Source organism: Synechococcus sp. HJ21-Hayes, from assembly GCF_024345835.1.
GTDB lineage: Bacteria > Cyanobacteriota > Cyanobacteriia > PCC-6307 > Cyanobiaceae > Vulcanococcus.
The window spans coordinates 287,382-300,403 of record NZ_JAGQBW010000001.1 but is presented as its reverse complement, the minus strand read 5'-3'; the positions used below and the strand labels follow the sequence as shown (position 1 = coordinate 300,403).

Below are 13,022 nucleotides of genomic sequence, written 5' to 3'. Positions count from 1 at the left end.
GCATTCACTACCAGAACTCGATGGCCGCTGCCGTGACTGATCGAGGAGATCGGCCAGCTATTCGCAAGCTTCCAGCGGTTCCTTGATGAACCGGCCAGCTGACGCCGTTCAGCTAAACGGGCCGCGCCGATTCCAGCACCGCCTCCGGCTGAATCCACATCGCATCGCCGTAGGAGAAGAAGCGGTACTGGCGCTCGATCGCCTCGGCATACAACGCCAACAGGCGCTCGCGGCCGATCAGGGCACTCACCAGCAACAGCAGAGAGCTCTTGGGCAGGTGGAAGTTGGTGAGCAACCCCTGCACCACGGCAAAGCGGTAACCGGGTTGGATCACCAGATTCACCGGGCCGGTGTGGGGTTGGAGCACGCCGCCGTGCAGCTGGGCCACCGCCTCCAGGCTGCGCACCGAGGTGGTGCCGATGGCGATCACCCGGCCACCACGGGCTCGGCAAGCCGCTACAGCCGCCACCAGCTCCGGGCTCACCTCCACCCACTCACTGTGCAGCTGCAGCTGGCTGAGATCTTCCGTTTCCACCGGCCGGAAGGTGCCCAGACCCACGTGCAGGGTGGTGGTAGCCAGCTCCACTCCCCGGTCGCGGATCGCCGCCAGCAGTTCATCGCTGAGGTGCAGGCCCGCCGTGGGGGCCGCCACGGCTCCGGGGCGAGCGGCATAGCGGGTCTGGTAGCGCTCGTTGTCGCTGGCGTCGTGCTCGTGGATGTAGGGCGGCAGGGGAATGGCGCCGTACTGCACCAGCAGCGGCTCGAGGGCGGCCGCATCGCTACACGCGATCGGAAACTGGAGGATGCGGCCGCCGGTATCGGGGTCGCTACCGATCACCTGAACCGGCAGCGGCGGCTGGCCCTCCGCCACCACCTCAAGCCAATCACCGGCCCGCAGTTTCTTGGCAGGTTTCGCCAGGCACAGCCATTGGCCGGGAACAGGCCTCTCACCGGGTTGCGGCTGCCAGGGCTCGAGAACGAGCAGCTCCACCGCCCCGCCGCTCGGTCGGCGCGCCTCCAACCGCGCCCGCAGCACCCGGGTGTCGTTCACCACCAGGAGGTCGCCGGGCATCAGCTCCGCCTGCAGGTCCCACACGCTCAGATGGCGGGCATGGGGAGCTGGCCCAAGCCCCTGTGGATCCAACACCAGCAGCCGAGCGGCGTGGCGGGGCTCCACCGGCCGCTGAGCAATGCGTTCCTCGGGCAGGGGAAAGCTGTAGCTGGAGAGCCGCAGATCGGCTGAATCCACAGCGCGAGTCGGCTCAGTGGGCAAGGGTCTCCGGGTTGGTCTCGATCAGTTGGGCCAGATCCTTGAGGAAGGCAGCAGCATGGGCGCCGTAGATGGTGCGGTGGTCGCAGGTGAGGTTCACCTGCATCTGGTTGGCCACGCGCATGGAGCCATCCTTGCCAGCCACCACGGTGGGCCGGGAGGCCGCCACCGCCAGGATCGCGCCGGTGCCGGGGGGCAGGATCGCATCAAATCGATCCACCCCGAACATGCCCAGATTGGAGAGGGTGAAGGTGCCGGTGCTGTATTCCTCGGGCTGAAGCTGCTTGCTGCGGGCCCGGGCCACCAGATCGGCCCAGTTGCGGGCGATTGAATAGATGTCGGTCTTGTCGGCGTTAGCCAACACCGGGGTGATCAGGCCGCCGTCTTCCATGGCCACAGCCACCGCCACATTAACAGCGGCGGGGAAGCTCATGGCACTGCCATCGGCGCTGGTGGCGGCGTTCACTTGGGGATGGCGCGCGAGCACCACGCCCACCGCCTTGGCCAGCAGGGCCGTCATCGTGACGCCCTTGGGCTTCACCTGCTTGTAGAAGGCGTCGAGCTTGGTGGTGGTGATCGTGTAGCCCACCCGGAAGCAGGGCACCTGCAGGCTGGCGACCATGTTGCGGTTCACCGCGTTCTGGAGGGTGTTGAAGCCCACGCTCTCGCCCGGCCGGCCGAAGGCATCACCGGCAGGAGCGGGAGCCGCCACGGCAGCACCGCTGCCGGCCGCAGCCACAACGGCAGGACCGGACCCTTCCGCCACCCGGGGCACCGCCACGGTGAGGCCCAGGGCCCGCTCCACGTCCTCGGCCTGAATACGGCCATGGGGGCCGCTGCCCCTCAGGCTGTCCAGGGCCACACCGTGCTGGCTCGCCAGCTTCTTTGCGCGGGGCGAGGCCACCACACGGCCAGAGGCCACGGGCGCAGCAACAGCCACCGGCGCGGCCACCGGGGCGGGAGCCGGTGATGCGCTGGCCGGAGGAGCAACGGCGGCCACCGGGGCAGGAGCAGACGCAGCTGTGGGAGCCGCCGGGGCCTTCGCGACCACCTCGGCAATCTCGGCCTCGGTTTCCACGATCAGGCCAATGGTTTCCCCCACGGGAGCCGTGCCGCCGGCGGGCATCAGCACCGCGGCCAGGAAGCCCTCGTTGAACGACTCCACGTCCATGTCGGCCTTATCCGACTCCACCACCAGCACCGACTCACCACGGGCTACGGGATCGCCGGGCTTCTTGAGCCACTCCACGATCTTGCCCTCCGTCATGGTGGAGGAGAGCGCCGGCATGAAGATTTCGTGGGTGGCCAACGGAGGTCTGCCGTGCAAGTGGGGGGATTTTACGTGGCTTGATCCCCCCACCCCTCAGGACAGCTCAGGCCCCCTCGATCGCCTCGATCACGCCATCGCGCACCACCACGGCCACCTGGAGCTTCTCCACCAGGTTGTCGCCCACCCGCACATCGGTGAAGCTCTCCAGCTGGCCCTGTTCCACAATCTGCTCCATCTCCAGATCGCGCACCTGGCGCTGCTGCTCCAACAGCTGCCGCTTCTGCTCCTCCAGTTCGGCCCGCTTGGCCGCCACCTGCTCCTGCACTGAAGCCACCTGCTCCTGAACGCGAGGGTCGAGGGGGTTGGCGCTCTGGCTGCGAATCGCATCCACCAGCTGCTGCCCCTCCTGTTCCAGCTGGGAGAGCTGGGCATCGCTGCCGGCAACGGCATTGCTCAGCTCCCGCTCCGCGTCCTCTTTCCACCGGGGGGTCACCACGGCCCGCACGGTGATCGTGCGCTTGATCGAAAGGGTGCCGTCGGCCATGGGAGAGCAAATGCAGCGCCCACGCTGTCAGCCCAGCGAACAGGGGTCAACGGTCGGTTGGCCGCACCCGCTGCTCAGCGGCCGTAAATGGCCGCCATGGCGACGGCATCGCGTTGGGCGATGCGATCACGGCGCTGCTTGAGGGTCTGGGTGAGCAGGCCGTTGTCAATCGAGAACGGCGCCACCAGGGCCACACCCGCCAGGCGCTCATCGGGACGAGCCCCCACCCTGGCCTGCAAGCGGCGATTGAGGCGACTGGTCAGGGCCTTGAGCAGGTCGGGCCCTGCCCCGGCCGGGCTGCCGTCCGGCCAAACGGCCGACTGCTGCAGCCCTTGCTCCAGGGCAAAGGCCGCCAGGGCCTCCGCCTTCGGCACCACCAGGGCGCCGAGGGCCTTGCGGTCTTGCCCCACCAGCATCACCTGTTCCACCAAGCTGCAGGCCACTAGACACTCCTCGAGGGGCCCCGGCTCAATGTTCTCGCCACTGCTCAACACGATCGTGTCCTTAGCGCGGCCCGTAAGCACCAGGGTTCCATCGGCCAGCAGGTGGCCCAGATCGCCGGTGTCGAACCAACCTTCACCGTCCAGCACCTGGGCACTGGCCTCCGGCTTGCGGAAGTAGCCAGTCATCACCTGGGGCCCCTTGGCCAGCACTTTGCCGCGGGCACCGACGGCCAGCACAACGCCACTCTCGCTATCCACGATGCGGATGGCAGTGCCCGGCAACGGCTGGCCGGCACTGCCGCGGCGGTTGCTCCAGGCACGCCGGCAGGTGAGCACCGGGCTGGTTTCGGTGAGGCCGTAGCCCACCAGCAGCTCAATGCCGATGGCCTCGAAGAAGCCATCCACATGGCTGGCCAGGGCACCGCCACCACTGATGGCCGTGCGCAGACGACCACCGATCAACTGCTGGCGCACCTTGGGCCAGAACAGTCGCGCGGCCAGGCCGTGCAGAGGCCAGCTCAACAGGGTGCCTCCGGCCGCCAGCAGCTTGCGGCCCACCGGCTCGGGCGAGAGGGTGAGATCGCAGGCGGTGCGCCGCTGGGCGCAGTGGAAACGGCTCACGGCCAGGGCCCGCTTGAGCAGCGCCTGGCGCAGGGCCGGCATGGCGCCAAGGGCATCCTCAAAGCCGCCCAGCAACGCCTCCCACAGCCTCGGCACACTGATCAGATAGTGGGGACGCACCCGCTGCAGGTCTGGCCGCAGCTGCTTGAGGCTGGTGTAGGTCTGCTGGCAGCCGCAGGCCAGCAGGAAATACTCGGCGGTGCGCTCATAGGCATGCCAGATCGGCAGAACACTCAGCACCCGATCCCCGGGGCGCGGGGCCACGGCGACGGCGAGGTTGCGCAGCTGGTGCAGCAGGTTGGCGTGGCTGAGCGGCACGCCCTTCGGCTGCCCGGTGGTGCCCGACGTGTAGAGCACCGTGGCCAGGCGCTGCTCACCGCCCTCGGGCCAAGCCGGCGCTGGGGCCTGGGCACCCCGAACCAGGAGCTCAGCCCAGGTGTAACAGGGCACCACCGGCACGATTGAGCCGCGATCCCCCTGCAGGAGCACCACAAAGCGCACCTGCCCCAGCAGCTCACTGCTGAGCTTGAGGCTGGCCAACAACTCGGCGCTTTCCACCACCAGGGCCACGGCCCCGCAATCGGCGGTGATGTAGCGCAGCTCCTCGGCCGGTGCACTGCTGCCCCGCACGGCATCGGCCGCGCCCAGGCGCATCAGAGCCTGATCCGCCACCAGCCAGCGGGGGCTGTTTTCGGAAAACAGACCCACCACATCACCGGGGCGCACTCCCAGGGCGGCAAAGCCGGCGGCCGCCTGCTCAATGCGGCTGTGCAGGTCGCGAAAGCTGAGCTGCTCCGGCGGCTTGGCATGGGGGGCATCCAGGGCAATGGCGTCGCCGTAGCGCTCGGCCAGGCGCCCCCAGAGCTGCTCCAACCCGGTGAGATCGGTCCAGTCATTACCCCCTGCCAGGGCCCGCTGATCCTGGCGACTGCCACTCCAGAGCACTTCCGCCAGGGGGGCTGCAGCGGTCTGGGGGTGGCCCATGGTTGGCGCGGGGAGTGGAACTGGCCCGGTCTTACCACCCCTGCAGGGTCTCCTGGCGACTGGGGGGGCGCAAACGCAGGCCGAAGCGTTGAGCAAAGGCCTGCAACAGCAGCGGCTGCACAGCGGCCAGCGTGAGCTGGGGCAGCCAGTCCACCAGCCTGCCCACCGCCCGGTCACGGATGCCACAGGGCACCACCTGGGCAAAGCCGCGGAGGTCGCCGTCCACGTTCAGGGCCAGACCGTGCTGACTGATCCAGCGGCGCGCGCCCACGCCGATGGCCGCCACCTTGCAACCGTCGACCCACACGCCGGTGAGCCCCGCGATCCGCTCCCCCCGCAGGCCCAGGGCCGCCAGCACATCGATCACCACCCCCTCCAACTGCCGCAGATAGAGGTGGAGATCGGCCCCATGCCGCTGCAGGTTCAGCACGGGGTAGAGCACCAGCTGCCCCGGGCCATGGAAGGTCACCTCCCCGCCGCGGTCGATGCGGTGCAGGGGCGCAGGGGGTGCCATGGGATCAAAGCCAAGGAAGCTGGGATCGGCCCCGCGGCCCAGCGTGTAACAGGGCTGGTGCTGCAGCAGCACCACCGCATCGGGGCCCGAGGGAACGTCCAGCAGCCGGCGTTGCAGCTGCTGCTGCCAGGCCCAGGCCCGCGGGAACTCCACCAGCCCCGGGGGTTGGAAACAGATTGCGTCGCTGGTGGTGGAATTCACACACCGTTCCTAGCGTTCAGGCATCCCCACCGCCTGGGAGCCACGGGATGAAGCTGCTGATTCACGGCCGCAATCTGGAGGTCACATCGGCCATCCGGGATTACACCGAAGACAAGTTGTCGCGGGCTATCGGCCATTTCGACGGCATGGTGAAGGAAGCGGACGTGCACCTCTCGGTAGCCCGCAATCCGCGGGTGCCGCAACAGACCGCCGAGGTCACGGTGTTCGCCAACGGCACGGTGATCCGTGCCCAGGAGCGCAGCGAGAACCTCTACGCCAGCATCGACCTGGTGGCCAGCAAACTCAGCCGCCAGCTGCGCCGCTACAAGGACCGCCACGGCGATCATCACCACAGCCCCGGCCATCACGCCAGCGCCACCCCCAGCACCGCCGAGCTGGTGGGCGACGACGTGGTGAGTGGTTCTCTGCTGGACGGCAAGGAAGCCAGCCTGCCGAGCCCTGGGGTGCGCCGCAAGTATTTCGCCATGCCGGCGATGAGCCTCGATCAGGCCCTGCACCAGCTGGATGTGATCGACCACGACTTCTACCTCTTCCGCGACGACAAGACCGGGGAGCTGCAGGTGGTGTATCGACGCAACCACGGCGGCTTCGGCGTGATCCAGGCCAAGGCGTGAGAATCCCGGGGCCTGCTCGGCCCTGTTAAATCCTTGCGCGACCTTCCTGATCTCGCTTCGCTGATCGACCACGCCCTGCTCGATCCCCACCAGGGACGGGAGGCGATCGAGCGCTGCTGCGATGAGGCCCGCCACTTCGGCTTTGCCGGGGTGTGTATGGCCTCCCGCTGGCTGCCGGCGGCCCGGGAGCGCTTGGGCCCGAGTGGCGGCCGCGGCCCCAAGCTGATCAGCGTGGTGGGCTTCCCCTTCGGAGCGGTGCCGCCAGCGATCAAGCAAGCCGAGGCCGAGTGGGCCGCCGCCGCCGGCGCCGAGGAACTCGATGTGGTGCCCGATTTCGGGGCCCTGGCCGATGCCGACAGCACCAGCTTCTGCCAGGACCTCGCAGCGATCGTGGAGCTGGGGCTGCCGGTGAAGGTCATCCTGGAGGTGGGTCGCCTCGAGCCAGCGGCCCTAGCGCTGGCGGTGGAGGCCTCGATCGATGTGGGGGCCACCTTTCTCAAAACCGGCAGTGGCTTCGGGCCAGCTGCCACCGTGGAGCAGGTGAAGCAGCTGCGGGACCTAGCCCGCGGCCGGGCAGCCGTGAAGGCCTCGGGTGGCATCGGCACCCTGGAGCAGGCGATCGAACTGGTGGAGGCCGGGGCCGGCCGCCTTGGCACCAGCCGTGGCGTGGCCCTGATGCAGGCCCTGCGGACCCCCGGGCCTTGAACGGTGAGCGGCGCCTGGAGGGGCTGGTGCTGAAGTGCAGCCCCCTAGGGGAGGCCGACCGGCTCCTCACCCTGCTGAGCAACGCCGAGGGTCTCACGCGGTTGGCGGTGCCGGGCGCGCGCAAACCAAAGAGTTCCCTGGCGGCTGCCGTGCCCCTGGCGCTGCTCTCGCTGCAGGTGAGTGGCAGCCGCGGCCTGCGGCGGGTGCGCCAGCTCCAGGTGCAGCGCAACTTCTCTGCCCTGGCCGAGCGGCTGGAAACCCTGGCCGCCGCCCAGGGCCTGGCCGAACTGAGCCTGCAGCTGGTGCCTAGCGGCGACCCCGTCGAGGGCGTGCTCGACGACCTGCTGCTGCAGCTGAATCTGCTGGAGGCCGTGGTCAAGGAGCGCCAGGACAATCTGGAGGCCCTGGCCATCGCCGTGCAGGGCGGGGTGCACCTGCTCGCCCTCGGCGGCTACGCCCTGCCTCTGGCCGCCTGCGCCCGCAGTGGTGAACGGCTCGATCCACCACTCGGTCACTGGGAGTGGCGCTGCAGCCTGATCCCCAGTGAGGGCTTTGTGATCGGCGGCGTGGCGGGCGCCCAGCTGATGCTCAATGCCTCCGAGCTGGCCCTGCTGCAACGGCTGCTGCGGCCGGCCCTGCCCCGCCGCCGCGACGGCGAGCTGATGGGACCCCAGCGGGTGTGGCTGCGGCTGTTGCAACTGGTGGAACTGTGGAGCCGGGAGCATCTGGGCCGCAGCGCCAGGGCCTGGCCGTTGCTGCGCCAGTGCTTCGGGCCGGCTGGTGCGCCATCATCGTGACCCGGCCATCGTTAGACCCCTTGAGCGGACCCGCGCGATCTTCCGGCCTCCAAGGCGTCCTGGCCCTGCCGGAATTCCGCAAGCTCTGGCTGGGGCAAGTGTTCAGCCAACTGGCGGACAAGTTCTACATCGTGTTGATGGTGTTTCTGATCGCCCAGTACTGGGTGAGCGCCACACCTCCAGCCAATGGCGCCTTGGCGGAAGCCGCTGGGGCCTTCAAGCTGGATATCGAGAGTCGAGCCCAGCTGATCACCCTGCTGGCCACCGGCATCTACGTGGCTAACACCATCCCGGCCATGATGCTGGGACTGGTCGCGGGCGTCTGGACCGATCGCTGGCGCAAGCGCGAGGTGATGGTGGCCTCCAATGCCATCCGAGCCGGGCTGGCACTGCTGGTGCCCCTGTGCCTGTTGGATGGGCCCATGTGGCTGGGATTGAGCTGGGGCTACTGGAGCCTGCTGGTGATCACGTTCCTGGAATCAGTGCTCACCCAGTTCTTCGCACCGGCCGAGCAAGCCGCCATTCCGATGCTGGTGCCCACCCGCCAGCTGCTGGCGGCTAACTCGCTCTACCAGGCCACGAGCATGGGCGCCACGATCGTGGGCTTTGCCCTGGGTGACCCCATCCTGCGGCTGCTCAAGTACGGGTTGGCCGGGGTGGGCATTCCCAATGGCGAGTTCGCCCTGCTCCCCCTCTGTTACGGCCTCGCGGCCCTCTCGATCGCCTGGATCCGGGTGGAGGAAACGCCCAGGGCCGCGAGTGGCGACACGATATGGCGGGAAATCGGCGAAGGCCTCCAGGTGTTGCGGGAACGGCCGAGTGTGCGCAGCGCCATCCTGCAGCTGGTTCTGCTCTACAGCCTGCTGGCCGCTCTGTATGTGCTAGCGATCAGCCTGGCCTCGGCCATCAAGAGCCTGGGTCCCACCCAGTTCGGCACCCTGCTGGCCATGAGCGGGGTGGGCCTGGCTGTTGGCGCCGTGGCCGTGGCCCAGGTGGGCCACAGCTTCAACCGCCGCCGGCTGGCCGCGGCGGGCCTGGGCACCATGGCCTGGAGCCTGGTGCTGCTGGGACAGCTGCGGGGCAATCTGGTGTTCACCCTGGTGTTGTGTGGGGTGCTGGGCCTCGGCGCAGCCCTGCTGGCCATCCCCGCCCAGACCACTATCCAAGAGGACACCCCCGAAGCCATGCGCGGCAAGGTGTTCGGCCTGCAGAACAACCTGATCAACATCGCCCTCAGCCTGCCCCTGGTGCTGGCGGGCACCGTGGTGAGCCGCTATGGCCTTCTGCCCGTGCTCTGGGCCCTAGCGGCCCTGGCTCTGGCGGCGGCCCTGCTCGAGAAACCCTGGCAACGCTGCTAGCGTCAGCCCTTGGTTGAGCCTGCCGCTGCGTGGCCCACATCGCCTGGCTGGGCAAGAAGTCACCGTTCTGCGGCAACGTCACCTACGGCCTGGCCACCACAGAGGCCCTGAGGAGCCGGGGCCATGAGATCAGCTTCATCCACTTCGACACGCCGGCAGGGTTTCCGCTCAAGCGGGACGATGCCGAGGGGGGACTGAACCAGGGGATCTTGAACCAGGGGTTGAAGCGCTTCCGCGCGGCCCCTGCCAAGCCAACAAGCAGCGAGGGGGCCCCCGATGTGGCCCTGTCCTACCTGGTGAAATCCCAGGTGTACACCATTCCATCACCGGGGGCACAACGGGAACTGCGCGAGTCGCTGGAGAGGCTGCAACCCGATCTGGTACATGCCAGTCTCACCCTCTCCCCCCTCGATTTCCGGCTGCCGGATCTGTGCCAGCAGCTCGGGCTGCCCCTGGTGGCCACCTTTCATCCAGCCTTTGACGCCAGCCTGCGCAACCTCAGCGCCGGCACCCAACAGCTCACCTATCAGCTCTACGCCCCCTCCTTGGCCAAATACCACCGGGTGGTGGTGTTCTCCGAGCTGCAGGCCGAGGTCCTCAGCCGGCTGGGGGTGCCCGAGGCGCGGCTGGCCGTGATCCCCAATGGTGTGGACCCCAACCTGTGGACGCCAGCCCCTGTAGCCACGGCGGCTTCAGCCGACCTTCTGACCTTGCGGCAACGGTTTGCCGGCCAGCGGGTGTTCCTGTACATGGGCCGCATTGCCACCGAAAAGAACGTGGAGGCCCTGTTGCGCGCCTGGCGACTGGTGCAGCCAACCGGTTGCACGCTGGTGGTGGTGGGCGATGGGCCGGTGCGCCAATCGCTGATGCAGACCTACGGCCCCGAGATCGATGTGCTCTGGTGGGGCCACGAACCCGATCAGGCCAAACGGCTGGCGTTGCTGCAGCTGGCCGAGGTGTTCCTGCTGCCCTCACTGGTGGAGGGGCTGAGCCTGGCGCTGCTGGAGGCGATGGCCAGCGGCACTGCCTGCGTGGCCACCGATGCCGGAGCCGATGGCGAGGTGCTGGAGGGGGGAGCGGGCATCGTGATCAGCACCCAGGGGGTTACCACCCAGCTGCGCACCCTGCTGCCGGTGCTACGGGACCAGCCCGTACTAACGGCGGAACTGGGCCGGCGCGCCCGGGCACGGGCCCTGGAGCGCTACACCCTCGAGCGCAATATCGACCAATTGGAGTTGCTCTATGCCGGCCTGGTGCCCCAAGCAACTCTGGCAGGCCTATGACTGCAGCTCCGCACAACAGGCTGCGAAGGCCGCGGCCGGATCCGGGGCCGCCGTGATCGGCCGGCCGATCACGAGCTGACTGGAGCCGGCGGCGATCGCCTGGGCCGGCGTGAGCACCCGCTGCTGATCGCCTAGGGCCGCCCCTGCGGGACGGATCCCAGGGGTCACGAGCGCAAAGGGATGGGGATGGGCCGTCCGCAACCTGTCCACCTCAAGCGGCGAGCACACACAGCCGCCGATGCCGGCCGCCGCGGCCAGGGCGGCCAGCCGCGGCACGTACTCAGCCACGGGCTCATCGATCGCCAGTTCACTGGCGAAACAGGCCGAATCCCAACTGGTGAGCACCGTGACGGCCAGCAGGGTTGGGACCGGTAGACCTACCGCCGCGGAAGAATCCTGCGCCGCCTCCTGGGCGGCCCTCAGCGCCTCGCTACCAGCGCAGGCATGCACGGTGATCAGCTCCGCGCCCAGCCGCGCGGCACTGCGGCAGGCACCGGCCATGGTGGCGGGGATGTCGTGGAACTTGAGATCCAGAAACACCCGCTTGCCCTGATCCCGCAGCTGGCTCACCACAGCGGGCCCAGCAGCCACAAACAGCTCCAGGCCCACCTTCACCCAGCGCAGCTGGGGCACCGCCGCCGCAAACGCAAGAGCCTGCGCGGGCACCATGCCATCGAGGGCCACGATGATCCGATCGGCGGGATCGGCTCCCAGGCATCCAGCCATCAGCCCACCACCAGGCGCCGGAAGGTCTTTTTGCCCAGCTGCAGCACCTTGCCGGTCAGCTCGGCCGGAGCTGCAAACTCCTGGTTGGGATCGCTGAGCTTCTGGCCATCGAGCTTCACGCCACCCCCCTGGATCTGGCGGCGGGCCTCGCTGCTGCTGGCACAGAGGCCCACGGCGCTGAGTAAGTAGAAGGCCTTGGCGGGGAAGTTCACCAACTCCAGGGAAACCTCAGGCACCTCGGCGGCGGCCGCTCCGGCGCCCTGGGCACCCCCCACCAACGTGGCCGCATCGGCCTGGGCGGTACTGGCGGCCTCCGCCCCGTGGCGCTGGCGGGTGATCTCGAGGGCCATCGCTTTCTGGCGCTCACGCGGGTTGGCAGGCAGGGCCTCCAGATCCAGATTGGTGAGCAGGGTGAGGTAGTCCTCCACCACCGCATCCGGCACCTTCTCGAGCTTGGAATACATCGAGAGGGGGTCGTCGCTGAGGCCCACGGTGTTGCCCAGGCTCTTGCTCATCTTCTGCACGCCATCGAGGCCCGGCAAGATCGGCAGCAGCATCCCGAACTGGGGCTGCTGGCCGAAATGACGCTGCAAGTCACGGCCCATGGCCACATTGAACTTCTGGTCGGTGCCGCCCAGTTCCAAGTCGGCCTCAATAGCCACCGAGTCGTAGCCCTGCAGCAGCGGGTAGAGGAACTCGTGGAGGGAAATGGGGGTACCGGAGCCGTAGCGGTTGGCGAAGTCTTCCTTGGCCAGCATCTGGCCCACGGTGCTGGTGCCCAAGAGCTCGATCACCTTGGGCAAATCAAGGCCCGCCAACCATTCACTGTTGCGGCGCACCTCCAGGCGGCCGGGGGTGTGGAAATCCAGCAGGGCATGCTCAGGGTCCTGACCAAGGCCCAGCTGGACGAGATAGGTGTCCGCATTGGCCTCCACCTCGGCGGCGCTGAGCTGCACCCGGGTGGCGCTCTTGCCCGTGGGATCCCCGATTCGGGCGGTGAAGTCGCCGATGATCAACACCGCCGTGTGGCCCGCATCCTGGAAAGCTCGCAGCTTGCGGAACAGGATCGAGTGGCCCAGGTGGATGTCGGAGCCGGTGGGGTCGATGCCGAGCTTCACCCGCAAGGGCACACCGCGGTGCTCGGCCTGGGCCAGCCGGGCGCTGAGTTGCTGGTCGGGATCGTGGGCGGCCTCTGGACCAGCACCGGCGGGGAAGAGATCGGCCACCCCCCGGTGCCACCACTCGGGACGTGCCTGCGCGCCCTCAGCCATTACACCTGCTCACCTGTGCGGATGGTACGCAGCCGCGCCTTCAAGCCTCCTTCTCCAGCTCGCCCTTCATGCGCTCCAGGGTGCGGTGCATCTGCTCGAACATCTGCTCGGGGGTCATCCCAAACTGGCCCAACTGGGTCCGTAGCTGCTCCACTGTGAGCTTGGCCTGAAAGTCGTCGGAGAGCTCAAAGCGCTTCATGAACACGCGGTAGCGGTCCATCAGCTCCTCCATCCGGTCGATAAAGAGCTTTTTGCCCTCGCGATCGAACTTGCCGTACTCGCCTCCCAGCTGCATCAGCTGCTGGTAATCGCCGAAGAGCCGCTTCGCTTCATCCTGAACAATCTCGGATTCGAAGAAAGCCATGGCGATCGGGCCGGTGCGCTCCGATCGATTGTGCTG

13 protein-coding genes are annotated in these 13,022 nt (G+C 68.2%); 5 read left to right on the top strand and 8 right to left on the bottom strand.

The window, feature by feature from the left end:
• Nucleotides 1-112: 112 nt before the first annotated feature.
• From queA to lipB, 5 genes are all read right to left on the bottom strand, one after another.
• Entirely contained in the window at nt 113-1,273 is a 1,161-nt protein-coding gene (gene queA, locus KBZ14_RS01670; RefSeq protein WP_261348560.1) for a tRNA preQ1(34) S-adenosylmethionine ribosyltransferase-isomerase QueA, read from the bottom strand.
• Nucleotides 1,263-2,579 carry a dihydrolipoamide acetyltransferase family protein gene (locus KBZ14_RS01665; RefSeq protein WP_255116533.1) on the bottom strand — a complete coding sequence of 439 codons (1,317 nt, stop codon included), beginning with the start codon at nt 2,577-2,579 and terminating at the stop codon, nt 1,263-1,265. Before KBZ14_RS01665 ends, queA begins: the two co-directional genes overlap by 11 nt.
• A 64-nt stretch (nt 2,580-2,643) precedes the next feature.
• Nucleotides 2,644-3,084 (bottom strand): YlqD family protein, encoded by a 441-nt coding sequence (locus KBZ14_RS01660; protein WP_255116532.1) that lies wholly within the window; start codon nt 3,082-3,084, stop codon nt 2,644-2,646.
• A gap of 74 nt (nt 3,085-3,158) precedes the next feature.
• Nucleotides 3,159-5,132 carry an AMP-binding protein gene (locus KBZ14_RS01655; RefSeq protein WP_255116531.1) on the bottom strand — a complete coding sequence of 658 codons (1,974 nt, stop codon included), beginning with the start codon at nt 5,130-5,132 and terminating at the stop codon, nt 3,159-3,161.
• 31 nt (nt 5,133-5,163) lie between these two features.
• Entirely contained in the window at nt 5,164-5,847 is a 684-nt protein-coding gene (lipB, locus tag KBZ14_RS01650; RefSeq protein WP_399210256.1) for a lipoyl(octanoyl) transferase LipB, read from the bottom strand.
• Nucleotides 5,848-5,894: 47 nt separating this feature from the next.
• Here lipB and hpf point away from each other — a divergent pair, with 47 nt between their 5' ends.
• The 5 genes from hpf to KBZ14_RS01625 are packed head-to-tail and all read left to right on the top strand — an operon-like array spanning nt 5,895 to nt 10,625.
• Nucleotides 5,895-6,482 carry a ribosome hibernation-promoting factor, HPF/YfiA family gene (gene hpf, locus KBZ14_RS01645; protein ID WP_255116530.1) on the top strand — a complete coding sequence of 196 codons (588 nt, stop codon included), beginning with the start codon at nt 5,895-5,897 and terminating at the stop codon, nt 6,480-6,482.
• A gap of 33 nt (nt 6,483-6,515) precedes the next feature.
• Nucleotides 6,516-7,187: a deoxyribose-phosphate aldolase gene (deoC, locus tag KBZ14_RS01640; RefSeq protein ID WP_255116529.1), complete on the top strand. Its 672-nt coding sequence runs from the start codon at nt 6,516-6,518 to the stop codon at nt 7,185-7,187.
• Entirely contained in the window at nt 7,184-7,984 is an 801-nt protein-coding gene (recO, locus tag KBZ14_RS01635) for a DNA repair protein RecO (protein ID WP_255116528.1), read from the top strand. Before deoC ends, recO begins: the two co-directional genes overlap by 4 nt.
• A 20-nt stretch (nt 7,985-8,004) precedes the next feature.
• Entirely contained in the window at nt 8,005-9,342 is a 1,338-nt protein-coding gene (locus KBZ14_RS01630) for an MFS transporter (protein ID WP_255116527.1), read from the top strand.
• Between the two features lie 29 nt (nt 9,343-9,371).
• Nucleotides 9,372-10,625, top strand: coding sequence for a glycosyltransferase family 4 protein (locus KBZ14_RS01625; RefSeq protein ID WP_255116526.1), 1,254 nt, complete (start codon nt 9,372-9,374; stop codon nt 10,623-10,625).
• Here the strand turns inward: KBZ14_RS01625 and pyrF are convergent.
• The 3 genes from pyrF to KBZ14_RS01610 are packed head-to-tail and all read right to left on the bottom strand — an operon-like array spanning nt 10,620 to nt 12,986.
• On the bottom strand, nt 10,620-11,351 hold the full coding sequence (pyrF, locus tag KBZ14_RS01620; RefSeq protein WP_255116525.1) for an orotidine-5'-phosphate decarboxylase: 732 nt from the start codon (nt 11,349-11,351) through the stop codon (nt 10,620-10,622). The two genes, KBZ14_RS01625 and pyrF, sit on opposite strands and share 6 nt — an antisense overlap.
• Entirely contained in the window at nt 11,351-12,622 is a 1,272-nt protein-coding gene (tyrS, locus tag KBZ14_RS01615) for a tyrosine--tRNA ligase (RefSeq protein ID WP_255116524.1), read from the bottom strand. Before tyrS ends, pyrF begins: the two co-directional genes overlap by 1 nt.
• A 40-nt stretch (nt 12,623-12,662) precedes the next feature.
• Nucleotides 12,663-12,986, bottom strand: a complete 324-nt coding sequence (locus KBZ14_RS01610; RefSeq protein ID WP_255116523.1) for a DUF1825 family protein — start codon at nt 12,984-12,986, stop codon at nt 12,663-12,665.
• Between the last annotated feature and the right edge of the window lie 36 nt (nt 12,987-13,022).

Bases quoted from the DNA above. Each gene is read 5' to 3' on its own strand.
- KBZ14_RS01610 (WP_255116523.1), bottom strand. From the start codon at position 12,986: ATGGCTTTCTTCGAATCCGAGATTGTTCAGGATGAAGCGAAGCGGCTC.
- tyrS (WP_255116524.1), bottom strand. From the start codon at position 12,622: ATGGCTGAGGGCGCGCAGGCACGTCCCGAGTGGTGGCACCGGGGGGTG.
- pyrF (WP_255116525.1), bottom strand. From the start codon at position 11,351: ATGGCTGGATGCCTGGGAGCCGATCCCGCCGATCGGATCATCGTGGCC.
- KBZ14_RS01655 (WP_255116531.1), bottom strand. From the start codon at position 5,132: ATGGGCCACCCCCAGACCGCTGCAGCCCCCCTGGCGGAAGTGCTCTGG.
- hpf (WP_255116530.1), top strand. From the start codon at position 5,895: ATGAAGCTGCTGATTCACGGCCGCAATCTGGAGGTCACATCGGCCATC.
- KBZ14_RS01660 (WP_255116532.1), bottom strand. From the start codon at position 3,084: ATGGCCGACGGCACCCTTTCGATCAAGCGCACGATCACCGTGCGGGCC.